The following is an 18,892-nucleotide window of genomic DNA, read 5'->3' on the forward strand; positions in this document are numbered from 1 at the left end:
GGCAACACGAGACCGCGGTGCAGCGCCGAACCCCCAGGCAGCGCCCGACCAGGGCCGTTCCCTGCGTCGTCTCGTGATTGTCGAGTCGCCGACGAAGGCCAAGAAAATCGCCCCCTACCTGGGCCGCGGCTATGTCGTGGAGGCCTCGGTCGGCCATATTCGGGACCTGCCGCGGGGTGCGGCGGATGTGCCCGCCAAATACAAGGGACAGCAGTGGGCGCGGCTCGGCGTGGATGTCGATCACGATTTCGAGCCCATCTATGTGGTCAGCCCCGATAAGAAGGGGAAGGTCAGTGAGCTGAAGAGCCTGCTGGCCGACGCCGACGAGCTCTACCTCGCCACCGACCCCGACCGTGAGGGCGAGGCCATCGCCTGGCACCTGCTGGAGACGCTGAAGCCCAAGGTGCCGGTGCGGCGCATGGTGTTCCACGAGATCACCGAGCCCGCCATCCAGGCCGCCGCGGCAGATACCCGTGAGCTGGACAAAGATCTGGTCGACGCGCAGGAGACGCGGCGCATCCTGGACCGGCTCTACGGCTACGAGGTCTCGCCGGTGCTGTGGAAGAAGGTCATGCCGCGGCTGTCGGCGGGCCGGGTGCAGTCGGTGGCGACGCGCGTCATCGTGCAGCGCGAGCGGGAGCGCATGGCGTTCCGGTCCGCGGAGTACTGGGATATCGCGGCCAAGCTGGATGCCGGCGGGCGCGGGCAGGAGGACGGCGGGAATCCGCGGGTCTTCGGTGCGCGGCTGGTGAGTGTCGAGGGCGCTCGCGTGGCGACCGGTCGCGATTTCGGATCCGACGGGCAGCTGAAATCGCAGGGTGTCGTCGTGCTCGACGCCGGATATGCGCAGCGGCTGGCGGAATCGCTGCACGGGGTGGATCTCACGGTCGCCTCGGTGGAATCCAAGCCGTACACGCGAAAGCCGTACGCGCCGTTCATGACCTCGACGCTGCAGCAGGAGGCCGCGCGCAAACTGCGTTTCACCTCCGAGCGCACCATGCGGGTGGCGCAGCGGCTGTACGAGAACGGTTACATCACTTATATGCGTACCGACTCGACGACTTTGTCGGAGTCGGCGATTCAGGCGGCCCGGGCGCAGGCCACGCAGTTGTACGGCGCGGAATACGTGAGTCCCACGCCGCGGCAGTACACCCGCAAGGTCAAGAATGCGCAGGAGGCGCACGAGGCCATTCGTCCCGCGGGCGATACCTTCGCCACGCCGGGACAGTTGCATGCCAAGCTCGACGGAGACGAATTCCGTTTGTATGAGCTGATCTGGCAGCGCACGGTGGCCTCGCAGATGCAGGATGCGCGCGGCACCACGCTGACGGTGCGCATTACCGGTATCGCGAATACCGGTGAAGAGTGTGTGTTTTCGGCGTCCGGCCGGACGATCACCTTCGCGGGATTCCTCAAGGCGTATGTGGAGAGTGTCGACGAGGAGGCGGGCGGCCAGTCCGACGACGCCGAATCTCGGCTGCCGGCGCTGACCGAGGGCCAGGGCGTGACGGCCATCGAGCTCGAGCCGGACGGGCACACCACCAATCCGCCGGCACGCTTCACCGAAGCTTCGTTGATCAAGGCGCTGGAAGACCTCGGCATCGGCCGTCCTTCCACCTACTCCTCGATCATCAAGACGATTCTCGACCGCGGCTATGTGTACAAGCGCGGCAGTGCGCTGGTGCCGTCGTGGGTGGCGTTCGCGGTGATCGGGTTACTGGAGGACCACTTCGGGCGGCTGGTGGACTTCGACTTCACCGCGGCCATGGAGGACGATCTCGACGCTATCGCCGGTGGCCGCGAGCAGCGCGGAAACTGGTTGTCCTCCTTCTATTTCGGCGGCGATCACGGTGTCGAGGGTTCGGTCGCGCGGTCGGGCGGCCTGAAAAAGATGGTGGGCGAACGACTCGACGGCATCGACGCGCGAGAAGTCAACTCCATCAAGCTCTTCAGTGATGACGAGGGCCGCGATGTGGTGGTCCGGGTCGGCAAGTTCGGGCCGTACCTGGAGCGCATGGTCGTCAATCCCGATGACCCGGACGGGAATCCGGTGTCGCAGCGGGCCAACCTGCCCGACGACCTGCCACCGGACGAGCTGTCCCCCGAGGTTGCGGAGAAGCTGTTCGCGACGCCGCAGGAAGGTCGCTCGCTGGGCACCGATCCGGCAACGGGGCACGAAATCGTCGCCAAGGAAGGGCGTTTCGGCCCGTACGTCACCGAGATCCTGCCGGAACCGGCGGAGGATCTGGACGCCACGGCGAAGAAGACCGCAAAGAAGGCCGCCGACAAGCCGAAACCGCGCACCGGGTCGCTGTTCAAGTCCATGAGCGTGGAGTCGGTGACCCTGGACGACGCGCTCAAGCTGCTGTCGCTGCCGCGCGTGGTGGGTGTGGACCCGGCCTCCGGGGACGAGATCACCGCGCAGAACGGGCGGTACGGGCCGTATCTGAAGAAGGGCACGGATTCGCGCTCGCTCACCGGTGAGGATCAGATCTTCACGGTGACGCTGGAGGACGCGCTCAAGATCTACGCCGAGCCCAAGCGGCGCGGCGGGCAGTCGGCCAGTGCGCCGCCGCTGCGTGAACTGGGTGTCGACCCGGTGTCGGAGAAGCCGATGGTGATCAAGGACGGGCGGTTCGGCCCGTATGTCACCGACGGTGAGACCAATGCCAGCCTGCGCAAGGGCGACGAGGTCGAATCCATCACCGACGCACGGGCTTCGGAGCTGCTGGCGGACCGGCGGGCGCGCGGGCCGGTGAAGAAGGCCGCGAAGAAGACCGCCAAGAAGGCGGCCGCGAAGAAGACCGCGGTGGCCAAGACCGTGGTCAAGAAGGCGGCGGCGAAGAAGGCGGCGGCCAAGACGGCCGACGGCGTCACCACCAAGAAGGCAGCGGCGGCCAAGAAGACCCCGGCCAAGAAGGTGGCGGCGAAGAAGACCGCGGCCTCGCAGTCCTGACCTGATCGAAGCGCCCCTGTCGCGACAGGGGCGCTTTGCTTTTCGGCCCGTGTTTCTGTCGGTGGCCTGCCGTAGCGTGTAGTCCGGAACACGCACCAGCGGAAGGACATTCGATGACCGTCGACCATGAGCGTGAAGAACTGATCAAGATCCTGGACAGCCAGCGCGAGCTGTTCCGGATCACCGTCCGCGGCATCGACGACGAACAGGCGCGTCAGCGCACCACGGTCAGTGAACTCACCCTCGGCGGTCTGCTCAGCCATGCGGTGAATATCGAGCGCCACTGGACCACCATCCTCGTCGAGCGCGACCCGAACTCCGAATTCGATGTCTCCCGAATGGATTCCGAGTATCGGCTCGACCCGGAGCAGACGGTCGCCGGCCTGCTGGCCGAGTGGGAGGTGGTGGCCGAGCACACCGACAAGCTGATCCGCGAGCTACCCAACCTCGAGGATGCGGTGCCGACGCCGACCGCACCCTGGGCGCCGGAGCGGAAGTGGCTGACCGTGCGCTACATCCTGCTGCACATCCTCCGGGAGATCACACACCACTCCGGGCACGCGGACATCATCCGCGAGGCCCTGGACGGCGCGAACACGACATACCAGCGCGCGAACTGACTCCCGGCCGGGCTGTCTGGGGTGACGGCTAAGGTGGTCGGCGTGGCGGGTGTCTTCGATCGGCTGGTCGGCCAGGGTGCGGTCGAGTCCGAGTTGACGGCTGCGGCGGTGGCGGCGCGGGGTGGGGCCGGATCGTCGTCGGCCATGACGCATTCATGGTTGTTCACCGGGCCGCCCGGGTCGGGGCGTTCGGTGGCGGCGCTGTGCTTCGCGGCGGCGCTGCAGTGCACGGACGAGGGGACGCCCGGGTGCGGTCGGTGCCATGCGTGCACGACCACCATGGCCGGGACGCACGGCGATGTGCGGCGGGTGGTGCCGGAGGGTTTGAGCATCGGCACCAAGGAGATGCGCGAGATCGTGCAGGTGGCGTCGCGGCGGCCGAGTACCGGTCGGTGGCAGGTGGTCGTGGTCGAGGACGCCGACCGGTTGACCGAGGCGGCCGGCAATGTGCTGCTGAAGGTGGTGGAGGAGCCGCCGGAGCGCACGGTGTTCCTGCTGTGCGCGCCGTCGGTGGATCCTGAGGACATTTCGGTGACGCTGCGATCCCGGTGCAGGCACGTGCATCTGGCGACGCCGTCGGTGGATTCGATCGCGCGGGTGCTGCACGAGCGGGACGGGCTGGACCAGAAGACCGCCGGCTGGGCGGCCTCGATCAGTGGTGGACATGTCGGGCGCGCTCGGCGGCTGGCCACCGACGACCAGGCGCGGGCCCGGCGCAAACGAGCCTTGGCGCTGGTCACGGCGACCGCCCGGCCCGCGGCGGCGTATGCGGCCGCCGATGAACTGGTGAAGTCGGCCGATGACGAAGCCAAGCAGGTCAGTGCCGAGCGGGACGGGAAGGAACGCGAGGAACTGGCCACCGCGCTGGGTGCGGGCGGCACCGGTAAGGGCACGGCCTCGGCCACCCGCGGTTCCGCCGGTGCGCTGAAAGACCTGGAGAAACGCCAGAAGTCGCGGGCCACCCGCACCGGACGCGATGCCCTGGACCGGGCCCTGATCGATGTCGCGGGCCTGTACCGGGACGCGCTCGCGGTCCGATTCGGCGCGGCCACCGCGGATTCCTCCTCCGGCGTGACCCTCACCCACCCGGACATGGCCGACCAGATCCGCGAGCTCGCGACCGATGTCCCCCCCGAGGGCCTGCTGCTCTCCATCCAGGCCGTCCTCGATTGCCGCGCGGCCCTCGAAACCAATGTGAAGCCCCGTTTCGCCCTCGCCGCCATGGTCGCGGCCCTGATGGCGGCCCGTTCCGCCTGACCACACCGTGTCCTCGGTCACCGTGAGCTCCTGTTTTCGCGATTTGGGCGCGAGACGATAGACTCGCACCGCCGGAAGGCACGCCGCCTTAGCTCAGTCGGTAGAGCGCTTCACTCGTAATGAAAAGGTCGGGGGTTCGATTCCCCCAGGCGGCTCCAAACAAGCAGGTGGAGAGCGATTCCCGCGCTCCACCTGCTGTCGTTTCGGGATCCGAATCCCACGGATGTCCCAACCTGCTCACTCCGCGCTGGCGGTCCGGTGGAGGGCATCAGCTGCTGTCGGGTGGACTCGACCGCGGGCCGGATAGCGCGTCTTCGGGGCATTGACGGGTAGGCGTGGCCGGGTACGTCTGCGGTGACTCGGGCGGATACGCCGGTGGTCGTCTCGACCTTGTGTAGCCGGACGGTCGGCGCCGAACTGCGGGCTTCCGGCGGAAAGTGGATACCGGGTAATAGTCGCTGGTGCGTGACGACTCCGGCGGCGGCACCCTGGGATTCACCGAAACCACCTCCACCGCAGTGGATCTCAGCCCTGAACAGGCATGGCCCGAAGCCTATGACGCTGACGCGGAAGTCCGCGCCGATGGGGGCCGAGCTGACCACTGGCCCCGCACCGCTCTGATCCCGAATGCACGGGCCAGCTCGTCATCATCCGCGCATCGTTGGGCAGCGGAGGTCGCCTGGTAACCAACCATCCATGCATATTGACAATAACTCGCGCTGAATGTCAGCCTGAGAAAAACGTGATCATGATTCGTTGGCGTACAAATCAATCGGTGAACCCGATGTAGGAAAGTTCCCAGAATCGAACCGGAACTCTACGGTCAGTCTGTTCAGCGACGCCTAACGGCGTGTCGGCGGAGGACTCGTATGGATCTGAACACCGTCGTCGACGTCATCCGCCCGCCCTCCGGTCGGCCGGGTGCGGATTGGCACAGCGGAGATGCGTGGCTGGCCGGTGGTACGTGGCTGTTCTCCGAGCCGCAGCCGAACGTCCACCGGCTGCTCGACCTCACCCAACTCGGCTGGCCCCACCTGGTGGCCGATGGCGAGGGCCTCGAGATCGGCGCGACGTGCACGATCGGGGAGCTGTCCGAGTTCGTACCGCCGGGCGGCTGGCCGGCCGGTAGCTTGCTGCGCACCAGCTGCGAGGCCTTCCTGGCGTCGTTCAAGATATGGAATGCCGCGACGGTGGGCGGCAATATCTGCATGTCCCTGCCGGCCGGACCGATGATCACCCTGACCGTGGCGCTGGGGGCGACCTATCGCGTGTGGGCCGCGGACGGAACCGAGAGAACGATCGCGGCGACGGATTTCGTCCTCGGCAACCATCGAAATGCGTTGTGGCCCGGGGAAATCCTGCGAAGCGTGCACATTCCCGGTGACGCTCTGCGCAAGCGCCACACGCACCGTCGATTCACGCTGACCAAGCTCGGCCGTTCCACAATATTCATGGTCGGGACCCAGACGCCGGGCGCCCATGACCTGTTGCTCACCATCACGGCGGGTACCACGCACCCGGTTGTGCTGCGGTTCGACACCGTGCCCGACGCCGACACCCTGCAGGACCACATCGATGCGATACATACCGATGTCTGGTTCGCCGACCCCAATGGCACACCGGGTCATCGCAAGCACCTGGCGAAGCACTACGCCGAAGAAATCCGGATCGAACTCGGAGGCTTGCGGTGAAATTCGGAGGCTTGCGATGAGCTATATCGTCAACGGGAAGACGTTCTCCCAAGAGCCGCAACCCGGTCAGTGCCTGCGGACCTTTCTGCGTCACCTGGGCTGGTTCGGGGTGAAAAAGGGGTGCGACGCCGGTGATTGCGGCGCATGCACGGTCTGGCTCGACGGTCGTCCGGTGCACAGTTGCATTACGCCGGCGTTCCGTGCCGACGGGCATGAGGTCACGACAATCGAGGGGCTCGGTTCGCCCGAGGACATGCACCCGATGCAGCGGCAGTTTCTCGAGGCTCCGGGATTCCAGTGCGGCTTCTGCACAGCCGGCATGATCATGACGGCATCCGCCCTGACCGACGAACAGAAGCAGGACCTGCCGCGCGCGTTGAAAGGAAACCTGTGCCGCTGCACCGGCTATCGGGCAATCGAGGATGCGATCAACGGCGTGGCTGCCATCGAAGTCGCCGCACCGGGCCGGGCGATCGGAACCAGTGTCGGTACGCCGGCCGGGGCCGACGTGGTGACCGGCCGCGCCGAGTACACGATGGACACCGAGCTGCCTGGCATGCTCCACCTGAAGGTGCTGCATTCACCCCATGCGCATGCGCGCATCGTCTCCGTCGACAAGTCGGCGGCGCTGGCCGTGCCCGGAGTGCACCGCGTGTACACGTGGGAAGACGTGCCCCGGAGGCTGTTCTCCACCGCGATCCACACGGATCATCTCGTCGACCCCGACGACACCTACATCCTGGACAACGTGGTGCGCTTCGTCGGCCAACGGGTGGTCGCGGTGCTTGCCGAATCGATCGGCGCCGCAGAAGAGGGCTGTCGCAAGGTCGCCGTCGAGTACGAGGTGCTGCGGGCGGTGTTCGATCCCGAGCAGGCGATGCAATCCGGTGCGCCGCAGCTGCATGGATCCGACGACCCGTTCGTGCAGGATCCGGTGCACAACATCCTCGTCGAGTTGCACGGCGAAATAGGGGATGTCGCAGAGGGATTCGCCGAAGCCGACGTCGTTCACGAAGGTACGTACTTCTCACCGCGGGTGCAGCATGCCCATTTGGAGACGCACGGATCGATCGCCTGGATGGAAGCGGGACGGCTGCATGTGCGGACCAGTTCGCAATCGCCTTGGATCGCCAAGGGGAAGCTGGCCCACCTGTTCGACCTGCATCCCGATCAGATTCGGGTGTTCTGCAAGCGCGTCGGCGGCGCCTTCGGCGGTAAGCAGGAAGTGATCAGCGAAGATCTCGTGGCGCTGGCAACGCTGGACACCGGCCGCCCGACGTGTCTGGAATACACTCGCGAGGAGGAGTTCACCACTGCTTCACCGAGACATCCGATGAAGATCACGGTGAAACTGGGGGCGCGGTCCGACGGAACACTGACTGCCTTCGAGTTCCGGAATATCTCCAATACCGGTGCCTACGGTAACCACGCCGGCGAGACGTTGTTCGCCGGAGGCGGCGCGATTGCGATGTACCGTTGTCCCAACAAGAAATTCGACGGCTATTCGGTCTACACCAACACCGTGCCCAGCGGCGCACTGCGCGGTTACGGCATGACTCAGCCGGTATTCGCGGTGGAGTCGGCAATGCATGAGCTGGCCGTCGCCCTCGGCATGGATCCGCTGGAGTTGCGCCGCCGCAACATCGTTCGGCCCGGTGATGCGTTGCTGTCGATCGAGGACGAGGCCAACGACGTAGCGTTCACGGAGGACGGACTGGCCGCGTGCATCGACCGGGTCGACGCCGCTCTGCGTGCCCATCCCGACGGGCAGGCGCTGGGGGAGGACTGGCAGATCGGCACCGGCACAGCCACGTCGATGCACGAAACCGCACCGCCGACCGAACACGTATCGGTCGGGCTGGCCACCCTCGGCGACGACGGAATCTATGAGATCGCCGTGGGCACTGTGGAATTCGGTGAGGGTACACCGACGGCCCACGTTCAGATCGCCGCGGCCGAGCTGGGCACCACTCCGGCACGGATCCGGCTCGTGCAGTCCGACACCGACCACACCGGTTTCGACACCGGAGCATTCGCGAGCGCGGGGCTGTTCGTCGCCGGTAATGCGGTGCAGCGGACGGCCGCCGCGTTGCGCGACCGGGTTCTACGCTTCGCCGCTACGCATACCGGGGTGGATTTGGCATCGTGCGCCATGGATGACGATGCTGTGCGCTGTGGCGACACTCGCGTCGCATTGACCGAATTGGCAGTGGCCGCCCGCCGCCGGGGTGCGCGGTTGACCGAATCGCGCAAGGCGTACGGCTCGCCGCGCAGCCTCGCGTACAACACGCAGGCTTTCCGAGTCGCGGTGCATCGCGTGACCGGCGAGATCCGCATCCTCTACAGCGTGCAGGCCACCGACGCCGGGGTGGTCATCAATCCCGCACAGGTGCGCGGTCAGATCGAAGGCGGTGTGACCCAAGGCCTCGGCTTCGTGCTGACCGAGAACTATCTTGTCGACGGAAACGGCGTCATGACCAATCCGACGCTGCGCAACTACCGAATACCGACCTACGCCGACGCTCCGCGCACCGAAGTGATTCTGGTCGGCTCGACCGACTCGGTGGGCCCGGTGCGGTCCAAGGGGATTGCCGAGTGCTGCATCAACCCGGTCGCACCGGCGCTGGCGAACGCGGTATACGACGCGACCGGCATCCGATGTCGCGAGCTGCCGCTCACTCCCGACCGAATCGCCAGGTCCCTGTGGCCGGTCCGGTCGACCTCGACCGGCTGAGTACCGGAGACATCGATGACCCGCGAGCAGTCGGCCATCAACGCCGCCACCGTCATCATCGGCGAAACGGTCCGGCCCGGCTGCGAAAAGGCTTTCCTGTCCTGGCAGCACGGGCTGAACAGCATGGCGTCGCGCTATCCGGGATTCATCGCCGCCGAGGTCAACCCGCCGACAGCCCTGCAGCCGCAATGGTCGGTGATCTACCGCTTCGACTCGATCCCGAATCTGCGCGCGTGGATCAACAGCGCCACGCGTCAGGACCGGCTCGCCGAAGGGCGGCGCTACCTCGACGGCGCACCCACGCAGCAGATCGTGACGGGCGGTGCCGCGTCCCCCGACGCCCTCGTCACGGCAGTGGTCACCCATCGGGTCCCGCCTGAGCACATCGACGAGTTCCTGGCCTGGCAGGAGCGACTTCGGCTGGCGGAGAACAAGTTTCCGGGCTTCCGGGGTGCCGAGATCTTCCGGCCGATCGAGGGCGTGCAGGACGAGTGGACCATGCTCTACCGCTACGACACCGCCGCTGACCTGGACGGGTGGCTGACCTCGGCCGAGCGCCGGCAACTGCTCGACGAAGGGAAGCGGTTCAGCGACTTTCGATTGCGCACGATCGACAACTCGTTCGGCAGCTGGTTCGCGTTCGACGAGCATGGGCGCCGGGCGCCGTCGCGGACGAAGACGTCGATCGCGGTGTGGGTCGGCCTGTATCCGACTGTCGTGCTGCTCACCTTGGCGCTGGCGTCGGCGAGGCTCCCGCTGTGGCTGGGCATGATGATCGGAAACCTGTTGTCCAGCTTCGTCATGACCTTCGTGACGATGCCGTTCTATGTGAATCCGTTGCTCGAACGCTGGCTGCACCCGGACCCTGATGCGCCGATCACGGCGACCAATATGCGGGGCGCCCTGCTGATCGCCGCGGTGATGGTGTTCTGGGCGGTGGTGTTCTGGCTGGTGACCGTCGTGTTCTGGAAGTTGCCGTGAGAAGGAGGAGTGATCATTATGGCCGAATCCAATGGCCACGCAGTCCCGGAATTCATGCGCCCGGTCGTCGCCGACGAGCCGCCCGCGAGTGCGCGCACCGTCGCCGAGCACGCGGTCCGCGCGCTGAACGAGTCCATGCTGCAGCTCTACGAAACATCCCTGACGAAATTCAAGCAGAACATGCGCGACCAGGTGCCCATCATTCTGGCGCTGTTCACCGGTGAAGGCGGGCAGATGATCCTCTACCGGCCTGGCCGGGAGCCCGAATACGCGCCGCCGGTGCCGATCGTGTACCAGCTGGCCAAGTCGGTAGGCCACAGCACCATGGCCATCTACGAGATCGTCTCACCGTACCTGTCCGATGCGTACGCGAATCAGCTGTGGCGAGCTCCGCTCGAGATGTACCGGGCGCAGCATAGACCGGCCCTCGAAGGCCTTGATGCCCTGGATATCTCCGATGACGACCGCTCCGTCCTCCGCGCGATTCTGCAACGCAATCTGACCTTCATGGACGAGTGCCTCGCACAGGGCGGTTACAGCTACGACGAAGTCGAGACGTACATCCGCTGCGTCGTACCGTATTCGGCCAAGTCGATCGGCATCGGCTCGGGCGCACAGGTGGGCCACTGGATGAACGTCATCGAAGGGTGGAAGGAGCAACTCGGCACGGACTGGGAGCGCACCTACGCGGTCAGTAATTCGCTGTACATCGCACGGCAGAACAACATCCTGTACAGCATTCTCGTCCAGTTCATGGGCACCGAGACGATGGGTGATCGGTTGCTGCTCGTCGAGACACCGGAATTCGAGACCACCCCCGAGAAGATGCTCGACGTGCTCGGCCGCATCGTCGCCGACCGTTCTCTGGGCATGGTTTTCTTCCGCGACTACTTCCTCATGGACGTCGAACTGCTCGGCGGCGGCGGCCGGGCGGCAATCGAGCGGGAGATGGCCGAACGGGGCAAGGAAGCATTGCTGCCGACCCTGGCGCCGTTCCATTCCAACGATTGGCCGTGGAAGACGGACCCGGCCAAGGGAACCGGCCCGGCGCGGATGGAAGACGTCGCGGCGGGCGCGGTGATCCGCCCGGGATCGGTCGGCTGATGCCGGATTCGACGAGGGATTTCGCGCAGCGCACCATCGAGATCGCTCGCACCAGCGTCGCCGAGGGCGGGCTGCCGTTCGGGACCGTCATCGTCAAGGACGGTGAAATCCTCGCCGAAGGCAGGAATTGCGTCCCGGCGACCCACGACCCGACCGATCACGCGGAGATTCGCGCCATCCGCGAAGCGTGCCGGAAGCTCGGTACGGAGTACCTGACCGGATGCACGGTGTACGCCATCGCCCATCCGTGCCCGATGTGTCTGGCGGCGCTGTATCACTGCGCGCCCGATCAGGTCGTCTTTCTGGTCACCCGCGAGGATTGCGCGCCGTATCTGGCCGGCGGGAACGACAAGTACTTCGAACCCAGCACTTTCTATGGTGAGCTTGCCAAGCCCTGGGACCGGCGGCGTCTGCCCATGCGCTACCAGCCGCGCGATGACGCCGTCGCGGTATACAAGCTCTTTCGGGAACGCAATAGCGGCGATCAACCGTCATGACAGCGGCGGCCGGCTGTGCACGATGACCTCCACCAGGCGGCTCGAAGGAAAAGGTGAGGACCGTTGTCGGTCCTCACCTTCAGTCGTTGGGGGATCAGGAGACCAGGCCGCGGCCGGTGGTCAGGGGGAGATCCATGGCGGTCAACAGGCCGGGGCGGGATTGGACCACGGCGGGGATGGCGCTGACCAGGCGGGCAGCGGTGCCGACGACGCCGGCCTCGGCATGATCGCCGTTGCTGTAGAGCTGGAGGTCGAGGAGGTAGTCGGGTTCGCCCTTCACTTCGACCCGGTAGCAACCCTTTCCGGCCGGTTGGGGCCAGTCGGGGGCGAGTTCGGGGTGCAGGCGAGTGACGTGTTCGAGGGTGAGGACCTCGCGGCCGGCGCTGATGCCGTGCACCTGGAATCGGAGCGCCGCCGCGGTGCCCTCGGCGATGGTGCGGCTGCCGACCGTCAGCGGTCCGGGTGCGGGGAGGCGCTCGAAATGCTGTGTGACGGTATCGAGTTCGATGTCGAGGGCGGCGGCCAGCTGGCGGATGACACTGCCCCAGGCGAGGGTGAGGACGCCGGGCTGGAGCAGCAGCGGCAGCTCGTCGAGCGCGCTGCCGAAGCCCATGATGTCGAACAGGACCTTGGGATTGTCGTAGGTGGAGTAGTCCATGATCTCCGAGCAGATGATCTTGTCGATGCGCTCGGAGCCGCTGGACAGCAGCAGCGGCAGCCAGTCATTGGCCCAGCCGGGGTCGATGCCGTTGACCCACAGGGAGGCGCCGCCCTCGTTGGCCGCCTCCACGATCGGCGCGATGGCCTCGTCGGGGAGAGTGCCGTAGGGGAACTGCAGGAAGACAGGGCTGCTGGAGACGACATTGATGCCGGCGCGGAGGAAGGTCTTCAGATCCTCCACCGCCTCCATCAGGCGGTCGTCGGCCATGGCGGTGTGGACGATGCAGTCGGGCTTCAGAGCCAGGAGCGCCTCGGCGTCCTGGGTTGCGGTGACGCCGATCTCGCGGTCGAGACCGGCCAGCTCGCCCGCATCCTTGCCGGCCTTGGCAGCGCTGGAGACCCAGACGCCGACCAGGTCGAGTTCGGGGCGGGCGATGATGGAGCGCAGGGTACGGCGGCCGACATTGCCGGTGCTCCACTGGACTACACGGTATTTCATGGGAAAACTCCTGCGGCGCGGCGGATTACAGGTCGGGGATGGGGAGGTCCAGGTTGGGGGCGGCGATGCCGCCGTCCACCTCGAGCACCTTGCCGGTGATGTAGCCGCCCGCGCGGGAGCTCAGGTACACGATGGCGGCGGCGATCTCCCAGGGCTCGCCGAGCCGGTGCAGCGGGGTGGCGTCCTCCATCTGCTTCTTGATCTCCGGTTGCTGCGCAACGACTTCCAGGGCGGAGGTGAGCACCGAGCCGACCGCGATGGCGTTCACCCGGATGCGGGGGGACAGGTCGGCGGCGGCCAGCCGGGTCCAGTGCGCGAGGGCGGCCTTGGCGGTGCCGTAGGCGAGGAAGCCGCGGCCGGGGGAGCGGCCCATCATCGAGGAGATATTGACGACCGAGCCGCCGTCGTTCTTCAGCATGTGCGGCACCGCGGCCTGGGTGAGGGCGTGCGCGGTGGAGACATTGAAACGGAATGCCTCCTCGAGGAATTCGGGGGTGGTGGTGAGGAAGGTATTGGGCATGGTGCCGCCGACATTGTTGACCACGATGTCGATGCGGCCGAGTTCGGCGGCGGCGGTTTCGGCCAGCGCGGTGACGGCGGAAAGATCCGACAGGTCCGCGGGCACCGTGATGGCGCGGCGGCCGAGCGCGTGGATCTTGCCCGCCACCTCGTCGAGCTGGGCGGCGGTGCGGGCCGAGATGGCCACGTCCGCACCGGCTTCGGCGAGGGCGAGCGCGGTCGCGGCGCCGATGCCGCGGCCCGCGCCGGTCACGACGGCGACGCGGCCGTCCAGTCGGAAGGTATCCAGGATCATCGCGAATTCAGTCCCTTCTGGGGGTGACGACAGTCACAAGCAGCCTTAAGCATTTGTTCTTAATCGTCAAGGACAAGTTCTTTATCCGCTGGTGAACGGCTATGGTGCAGACTGTGGCAAGGATCGACAGGTGGCAATGATGGTGTCCGAATGGCAGTGACAGAAGCGCGCGAGCGCATCATTCTCGCGGCGGAACAGCTGATCGCCGAGCGTGGGCAGGCGGTGCCGCTGCGCGATATCGCGGCGGCCGCGGGACAGCGGAACAACTCGGCGATCCAATACCACTTCGGCTCCCGCGACGGGCTCATCGAGGCCGTGGTCGAACACCGGCTGGCCACCCTGGAGGTGCGGCGGCTGGAACTGCTGGCCGAACAGGCCGGAACGAGCGCGACCGGCGTGCACGACCTGCTGGAGGCACTGGTCATTCCCATGCTCGAGCTGAGCGACCGGCACGGCATCAATCACTACGCGCGGTTCCTCGAACAGATCCACACCCATCGGGCCGTCACCGACGTGGCCAATCTGGAATCCGCGCGGCGCACCTCGGTGCGGGTGATCATGCAGCAGCTGGAGCGGGAACTCACCGACCTGCCGAAACGGTTGCGGCTGCGGCGGTTACGCGCATTGCCGACCGTGCTGTTCGCATTGCTGGCCGACCACGAGCGGGCCGTGGAGGCCGGACGGGTGGCCTCCGGGGACGTGGCGGCGTGGGGCGAGATCGTGGACATGCTCGCGGGGGTGCTCACCGCGCCGGTGGTGGAGCGCGCGCCGATTCGCTGACACCGCAACGCGAACGGCCCGCCCCGAATCGAATCCGATACGGGCCGTTCGGAAACCGAGCGCCGTGGACTAGCGCTGGTGGGGCTGCGGGTAGTTCGGCGGCTGCTGGTAGCTGCCCTGCTGCGGCTGGCCCGGCTGCTGGTAGCCGCCGGACGGTGGCGGATAGCCCTGCGGCGCATACAAATTCGACGGCTGCGGGGCATAGCCCGGCTGGTTCGGCGCGGGGTAGCCCTGCTGGGGTTGCGGAGCGGGATAGCCCTGCGGCGCGAACCCCTGGGCTCCGCCCGGCGCGACGTAGCCCGGCGCGGCGGCCTGCTCGTTCTCCCGCTTCCTCCTGAGCGCGAACCAGACGCCGCCGCTGATGAGAATGACGGCCAGCAGGCCGATGAGGCCGAACGCCCGGTCGACGAGGTTGACGCTGACCCTGATGGCAATGATCACGGCGATGGCGCCGGCCACGGCGATCGCGCCGCGTGCCCTGCCGCCACCTTGTGGCTGTGACATGAGTGGAATTCCCCCGAATTCGAAAACGATTGCCGGGGCAGCATACCCGAGCGCGCTCGACTTCTCCCGGGTGCGAAGTTCGGTGCGACCTGGCAGGGCGGTGGTGGTGCGGCTACCGTTGATGGTCGTGGACACCACGGCAGCAGCAGTCATGGAAACGCCCGCCCGGCCGCGGTGGCTCGGCCTCGGGCTACCGCTGCTGACCGGTGGGGCGGTGGCGGGCGGGCTGGCGCTGCTGCACTTCCGGGATCCGCATGTGCAGGGGGCCTACGGGGTATGCCCGTTCTACGAACTGACCGGATACTGGTGCCCCGGCTGCGGCGGGTTGCGCGGGCTGCACAACCTCACCGATGGTCGGATCCTCGACGCCATCCACAGCAATGTGCTTCTGCTCCCGTTGACACTGGGCTTCATCGCCTGGTGGGGCGCCTGGGTGGTGCGCGGGTGGCGGGGCAATCCGGTGCCGCCGCGACTACCGCAGGTGCTGCCCCGGTACGCGGTGTGGGTGGCCCTGGCATTTCTCCTGGTCTTCACGGTTGTGCGGAACACACCGTGGGGTAGTTGGATCGCGCCCGTTTAGGCGGGGCATGCTCAGGGTATGAGCGATTCGCTGAAGGAACGCGTGCGGCAGAAGCTGATCCGGCAGCTCGAGGAGGATGGGCCGCCGGACCCCGATCAGGAGGACACCCGGCAGCTCTCCGTCCAGGACGACCTCGACGCGCTCGACGCGGTGGCCGAGGACGATCCACTCGTCGAAGTGCTCGCGGCCCGCTACATGGTGCCCTGACCGTTTCCCGGCCGGTTCAGAAACCGCAGGCAGCCCCGCCCTCGGCCGAACTGCCGAAGGGGCGGGTCTCGGGGACCGGGTTCCAATGTCCTTCGGTGCGGGCGTAATCCCAGGCCGGGCCGTGCGCCACCAGGGTCGCGATGGCGTCGACGAGGCGGTCGACGTCGGCGGCGGTGGTGCCCAGGCCGATGCTGGCGCGCAGGGCGGCATCGACACCGAGACGGGACAGCAGTGGGTGGGCGCAGAAGCGGCCGTCGCGTACCCCGATGCCGTGCTCGGCGGAGAGGTAGGCGGCCACCTGGCCGGGCTCGAAGCCGTCGACGGTGAAGGCGACAATGCCGACCGCGTCGGTGCTGTCGCGCCAGATCCGCAGGAAGTTCACGCCCGGAACGGTTTTCAGGCCGTAGCGCAGGCGATGGGTGAGGTACTGCTCGTGCTCGATCACGGTGGTCTCGTCCAACTCGGCGAGCGCGTCGCAGGCCGCGGCCAGCGCGGCCACACCCAGTACGTTCGGGGAGCCGGCCTCGTGGCGCTGCGGGGCGGGGGCCCATTCGACGCTGTCGGTGCTCACCGAGCGCACCGCGCCGCCGCCCGCCAGGTAGGGCGCGGCCGCGTCCAGCCAGTCCCGGCGGCCGACCAGCACGCCCGAGCCGAACGGGGCGTAGGTCTTGTGACCGGAGAAGGCCAGGTAGTCGATGCCGGTGGTGCGCAGGTCGATTCGGCGATGCGGGGCCAGCTGGGCGGCGTCCACCAGGATGCGGGTGCCGCACTGGTGGGCGATCCAGGCCAGCCGCTCCAGGGGCAGCAGTTCGCCGGTCACATTGGAGGCGCCCGTAACCGCCAGCAGCGCAGCGGGTTTCGAGCACAGCTCGGCGACCAGGCGCTGGATGGTCTCCTCGATGGTGTCCTCGACCGGAACCACCCGGCGGCCGCGCCGGGTCCAGGGCAGCAGGTTGGCGTGGTGCTCGACGTCCAGCACCACGGTGTCCCCGGGCACGCAGGCGGCGAGCAGGTTCAGTGAGTCCGTGGTGTTGCGGGTGAAGACCACCACCTGGTCGTCGGCCGCGTTCAGGAAACGGGCGACCGAACTTCGGGCCGACTCGTAGCAGTCGGTGGAGACCCGGGAGGCGTAACCCGCGCCACGGTGCACGCTGGCGTAGTAGGGCAGCAGGTCCGTGACCCGGTCGGTGACCTGCTGCAATGCGGGTGCGCTGGCGGCGTAGTCGAAGTTGGCGTAGCCGGCCGTCCCGCCCTGAACCAGCGGAACCCGCAGGTCACAGCCGGAGACGGAGGCGAGGGCGGCACAGGTCCGGTCGGCGGAAGCAGTCATCACGAAATCCCGTCGGGTTCATGGACACGCGATCGGGAAACCGGAATCGATCGAGAGCCCGCGCTTGCCGCGCCCGGTCGGGCTCGGCCCGGTCGTCACCCGGAGCACCCCACCGCGGCGGAGGGTTGCCGACCAGCAAGCCGGGGCTCCGCGCTGGTACTCATGACCTGATTGCTGAGATTGGCAGACGCGTCGAGGGCTTGTCAACCTTGACCGGCTCGGCGTGGCGGGGTCAGATCTTCTCGGCCCAGACGCATCGTTCGAGGTCCGGAACCCGCTCGCCACCCCGGTCGGCGGGCGTGAGAAAGCGTTCGGCGTATTCCGCGCCGCCGACCTGTTCGAGTTCGCGCCAGCCGTATTCGGCGAGCAGTCCGGCCACCACGCCGCGGTGCCGACTGAAGCGCCAGATACCTTGCCCGGCAACGAATCTACGGTAGGCCGCGTCGCATCCGTCGAGGTTCGAACCGTCGAGAAAGCCCTGTCGGATGTAGCTGAAGATCAGGCTGAGGCCCGCGAGTGTCGAGGCCCGCGCCGGGCACGGCCAGGGCTGCGGCGCCATCGCGGAGGACGGCTGCGGTCCGCTCGTCGAAGTACCGTTTGCGGCAGGCGCTGTTCCAGATGCCGGGATCCTGCCGGTTCATCGCTCCGCGCAGCCAGCGCCGGGTGCGCGGCCTTCGGCCGTCCTCGCGCCGCGGCGGACGCGGATGGCGGAGATGTTCGCCGATCACGGGCCGCAGCAGCTCGAGGTGCTGTTCGACTACTTCGCCCGGGCCGCCACCGCACTGCGGGAGACCGTGCACCAGCTGCAACGGCCTGAGCGGGTGTGGCGAACGGCACACCTGCTTCGGAAAAATCGTCCGAAAGTTGGATCGAGTGGGCCGCAAAGTTCGAATCGCGCGATCGTTGCTGGGGCGTATGGTTCGGAGTTGAAGTTAGGGTAGCCAAAGTGGGGTGCCCCCGAGTTGACCACGAGGAGCCCGACCATGTTGGAGACCAGCACCCCGTTCTCGACGCTCATTCGCACCGCGACCGAGCAGCAGCACAACGAGGCGGAGCACTCCACGTTCATGCGCGACATGCTCGGCGGGCAGCTCGGGGTCGAGGCCTTCTACCGGTACACCGCTCAGCTCTGGTTCGTCTACGCGGCCCTCGAAAAGCACTCCGCCGCACTGGCTTCCGATCCGGTTGCGGGTCCGTTCGTCAAGCCCGAACTGGCGCGGCTGGCCTCGCTGGAGGCCGATCTGGCCCACCTCGGCGGCGCGAACTGGCGCGATGAACTGACCGCGCTGCCCGCCACCGCCTCCTACGCCGCCCGCATCGAGGAGTGCGCGGGTGATTGGCCGGCCGGGTACGTCGTCCACCACTACACTCGCTACCTGGGCGATCTCTCCGGCGGCCAGGTCATTCGCGGGACCGCCGAGAAGCTGTGGAACCTGCCCAAGAAGGGCGACGGCGTGCGGTTCTACGTCTTCGAGGACATCGCCAACCCGGCCGCGTTCAAGCGCGATTACCGCGTGGCCCTCGACCAGCTTCCCCTCGACGGCCCCGAGGTCGATCGCGTACTCGACGAGGCGCGACTGGCGTTCACGATGAACACCGACCTGTTCCGTGAGCTGGGTGCGGAGTTCAGCGCGCGGAACTGAAACCCGCAACCCCGAAGGCCGCCGACCCCCGTTGA

At 67.2% G+C, this 18,892-nt stretch carries 17 protein-coding genes, 1 tRNA gene, 1 pseudogene and 1 riboswitch; of the genes and pseudogenes, 13 read left to right on the forward strand and 6 right to left on the reverse strand.

Features of this window, described 5'->3' with window-relative positions; all coding sequences use genetic code 11:
* Positions 1-73: 73 nt before the first annotated feature.
* The 9 genes from topA (at position 74) to ABZ909_RS13715 (ending at position 11,840) form a co-directional block, all read left to right on the forward strand.
* Positions 74-2,956, forward strand: coding sequence for a type I DNA topoisomerase (topA, locus tag ABZ909_RS13675; RefSeq protein WP_356999225.1), 2,883 nt, complete (start codon positions 74-76; stop codon positions 2,954-2,956).
* A gap of 113 nt (positions 2,957-3,069) precedes the next feature.
* Complete coding sequence (locus tag ABZ909_RS13680) at positions 3,070-3,576, forward strand: DinB family protein (RefSeq protein ID WP_356998583.1); 507 nt, start codon at positions 3,070-3,072, stop codon at positions 3,574-3,576.
* A gap of 42 nt (positions 3,577-3,618) precedes the next feature.
* Positions 3,619-4,833: a DNA polymerase III subunit delta' gene (locus ABZ909_RS13685; protein WP_356998585.1), complete on the forward strand. Its 1,215-nt coding sequence runs from the start codon at positions 3,619-3,621 to the stop codon at positions 4,831-4,833.
* 82 nt (positions 4,834-4,915) lie between these two features.
* A tRNA-Thr gene (locus ABZ909_RS13690) sits at positions 4,916-4,991 on the forward strand.
* Positions 4,992-5,702: 711 nt separating this feature from the next.
* Positions 5,703-6,524, forward strand: a complete 822-nt coding sequence (locus tag ABZ909_RS13695; protein ID WP_356998586.1) for an FAD binding domain-containing protein — start codon at positions 5,703-5,705, stop codon at positions 6,522-6,524.
* Between the two features lie 16 nt (positions 6,525-6,540).
* The gene (locus ABZ909_RS13700) at positions 6,541-9,258 is read left to right on the forward strand and encodes a molybdopterin-dependent oxidoreductase (RefSeq protein WP_356998588.1); all 2,718 of its coding nucleotides are present in this window, start codon (positions 6,541-6,543) and stop codon (positions 9,256-9,258) included.
* Positions 9,259-9,273: 15 nt separating this feature from the next.
* The gene (locus tag ABZ909_RS13705) at positions 9,274-10,239 is read left to right on the forward strand and encodes an antibiotic biosynthesis monooxygenase (protein ID WP_356998589.1); all 966 of its coding nucleotides are present in this window, start codon (positions 9,274-9,276) and stop codon (positions 10,237-10,239) included.
* An 18-nt stretch (positions 10,240-10,257) separates the two neighbouring features.
* A complete protein-coding gene (locus ABZ909_RS13710) occupies positions 10,258-11,343 on the forward strand; it encodes a hypothetical protein (protein WP_356998591.1) in 1,086 nt (361 codons plus the stop codon).
* Positions 11,343-11,840 (forward strand): nucleoside deaminase, encoded by a 498-nt coding sequence (locus tag ABZ909_RS13715; protein ID WP_356998592.1) that lies wholly within the window; start codon positions 11,343-11,345, stop codon positions 11,838-11,840. Before ABZ909_RS13710 ends, ABZ909_RS13715 begins: the two co-directional genes overlap by 1 nt.
* Before the next feature lie 94 nt (positions 11,841-11,934).
* Here ABZ909_RS13715 and ABZ909_RS13720 read toward each other — a convergent pair whose 3' ends face one another.
* Entirely contained in the window at positions 11,935-12,999 is a 1,065-nt protein-coding gene (locus ABZ909_RS13720; RefSeq protein WP_356998594.1) for a diacylglycerol kinase, read from the reverse strand.
* Positions 13,000-13,024: 25 nt separating this feature from the next.
* Positions 13,025-13,813: an SDR family oxidoreductase gene (locus ABZ909_RS13725; RefSeq protein WP_356998596.1), complete on the reverse strand. Its 789-nt coding sequence runs from the start codon at positions 13,811-13,813 to the stop codon at positions 13,025-13,027.
* A 150-nt stretch (positions 13,814-13,963) separates the two neighbouring features.
* Here ABZ909_RS13725 and ABZ909_RS13730 point away from each other — a divergent pair, with 150 nt between their 5' ends.
* Positions 13,964-14,593, forward strand: coding sequence for a TetR family transcriptional regulator (locus tag ABZ909_RS13730; RefSeq protein WP_356998598.1), 630 nt, complete (start codon positions 13,964-13,966; stop codon positions 14,591-14,593).
* Positions 14,594-14,662: 69 nt separating this feature from the next.
* Here the strand turns inward: ABZ909_RS13730 and ABZ909_RS13735 are convergent, their stop codons facing one another.
* On the reverse strand, positions 14,663-15,097 hold the full coding sequence (locus tag ABZ909_RS13735) for a hypothetical protein (protein WP_356998601.1): 435 nt from the start codon (positions 15,095-15,097) through the stop codon (positions 14,663-14,665).
* 121 nt (positions 15,098-15,218) lie between these two features.
* Here ABZ909_RS13735 and ABZ909_RS13740 point away from each other — a divergent pair, with 121 nt between their 5' ends.
* Both ABZ909_RS13740 and ABZ909_RS13745 read left to right on the forward strand, forming a co-directional pair.
* Positions 15,219-15,677, forward strand: a complete 459-nt coding sequence (locus ABZ909_RS13740) for a DUF2752 domain-containing protein (protein ID WP_356999228.1) — start codon at positions 15,219-15,221, stop codon at positions 15,675-15,677.
* An 18-nt stretch (positions 15,678-15,695) separates the two neighbouring features.
* On the forward strand, positions 15,696-15,884 hold the full coding sequence (locus ABZ909_RS13745) for a hypothetical protein (RefSeq protein ID WP_356998604.1): 189 nt from the start codon (positions 15,696-15,698) through the stop codon (positions 15,882-15,884).
* 16 nt (positions 15,885-15,900) lie between these two features.
* Here the strand turns inward: ABZ909_RS13745 and ABZ909_RS13750 are convergent, their stop codons facing one another.
* The 3 genes and pseudogenes from ABZ909_RS13750 to ABZ909_RS13760 all read right to left on the reverse strand — a co-directional run.
* Complete coding sequence (locus ABZ909_RS13750; RefSeq protein WP_356998607.1) at positions 15,901-17,214, reverse strand: aminotransferase class V-fold PLP-dependent enzyme; 1,314 nt, start codon at positions 17,212-17,214, stop codon at positions 15,901-15,903.
* Between the two features lie 55 nt (positions 17,215-17,269).
* A riboswitch (SAM riboswitch) is annotated at positions 17,270-17,382 on the reverse strand.
* A 64-nt stretch (positions 17,383-17,446) separates the two neighbouring features.
* Complete coding sequence (locus tag ABZ909_RS13755; protein WP_356999280.1) at positions 17,447-17,773, reverse strand: hypothetical protein; 327 nt, start codon at positions 17,771-17,773, stop codon at positions 17,447-17,449.
* A gap of 13 nt (positions 17,774-17,786) precedes the next feature.
* Positions 17,787-17,855 (reverse strand): annotated as a pseudogene (locus tag ABZ909_RS13760) (hypothetical protein); the annotation flags it as partial.
* Between the two features lie 342 nt (positions 17,856-18,197).
* Between ABZ909_RS13760 and ABZ909_RS13765 the strand changes: the two are divergent.
* Positions 18,198-18,857: a biliverdin-producing heme oxygenase gene (locus ABZ909_RS13765; RefSeq protein ID WP_356998609.1), complete on the forward strand. Its 660-nt coding sequence runs from the start codon at positions 18,198-18,200 to the stop codon at positions 18,855-18,857.
* Positions 18,858-18,892: the final 35 nt, after the last annotated feature.

The sequence above is a fragment of the Nocardia sp. NPDC046763 genome (assembly GCF_040645495.1).
In the GTDB taxonomy this organism is placed as follows: Bacteria; Actinomycetota; Actinomycetes; order Mycobacteriales; family Mycobacteriaceae; genus Nocardia.

Excerpts from the sequence above, each read along its gene's own strand:
- ABZ909_RS13680 (WP_356998583.1), top strand. The coding sequence starts at position 3,070 with ATGACCGTCGACCATGAGCGTGAAGAACTGATCAAGATCCTGGACAGC.
- ABZ909_RS13695 (WP_356998586.1), top strand. The coding sequence starts at position 5,703 with ATGGATCTGAACACCGTCGTCGACGTCATCCGCCCGCCCTCCGGTCGG.
- ABZ909_RS13700 (WP_356998588.1), top strand. The coding sequence starts at position 6,541 with ATGAGCTATATCGTCAACGGGAAGACGTTCTCCCAAGAGCCGCAACCC.
- ABZ909_RS13705 (WP_356998589.1), top strand. The coding sequence starts at position 9,274 with ATGACCCGCGAGCAGTCGGCCATCAACGCCGCCACCGTCATCATCGGC.
- ABZ909_RS13710 (WP_356998591.1), top strand. The coding sequence starts at position 10,258 with ATGGCCGAATCCAATGGCCACGCAGTCCCGGAATTCATGCGCCCGGTC.
- ABZ909_RS13715 (WP_356998592.1), top strand. The coding sequence starts at position 11,343 with ATGCCGGATTCGACGAGGGATTTCGCGCAGCGCACCATCGAGATCGCT.
- ABZ909_RS13720 (WP_356998594.1), bottom strand. The coding sequence starts at position 12,999 with ATGAAATACCGTGTAGTCCAGTGGAGCACCGGCAATGTCGGCCGCCGT.
- ABZ909_RS13725 (WP_356998596.1), bottom strand. The coding sequence starts at position 13,813 with ATGATCCTGGATACCTTCCGACTGGACGGCCGCGTCGCCGTCGTGACC.
- ABZ909_RS13730 (WP_356998598.1), top strand. The coding sequence starts at position 13,964 with ATGGCAGTGACAGAAGCGCGCGAGCGCATCATTCTCGCGGCGGAACAG.
- ABZ909_RS13735 (WP_356998601.1), bottom strand. The coding sequence starts at position 15,097 with ATGTCACAGCCACAAGGTGGCGGCAGGGCACGCGGCGCGATCGCCGTG.
- ABZ909_RS13740 (WP_356999228.1), top strand. The coding sequence starts at position 15,219 with ATGGTCGTGGACACCACGGCAGCAGCAGTCATGGAAACGCCCGCCCGG.
- ABZ909_RS13745 (WP_356998604.1), top strand. The coding sequence starts at position 15,696 with ATGAGCGATTCGCTGAAGGAACGCGTGCGGCAGAAGCTGATCCGGCAG.
- ABZ909_RS13750 (WP_356998607.1), bottom strand. The coding sequence starts at position 17,214 with ATGACTGCTTCCGCCGACCGGACCTGTGCCGCCCTCGCCTCCGTCTCC.
- ABZ909_RS13755 (WP_356999280.1), bottom strand. The coding sequence starts at position 17,773 with ATGGCGCCGCAGCCCTGGCCGTGCCCGGCGCGGGCCTCGACACTCGCG.
- ABZ909_RS13765 (WP_356998609.1), top strand. The coding sequence starts at position 18,198 with ATGTTGGAGACCAGCACCCCGTTCTCGACGCTCATTCGCACCGCGACC.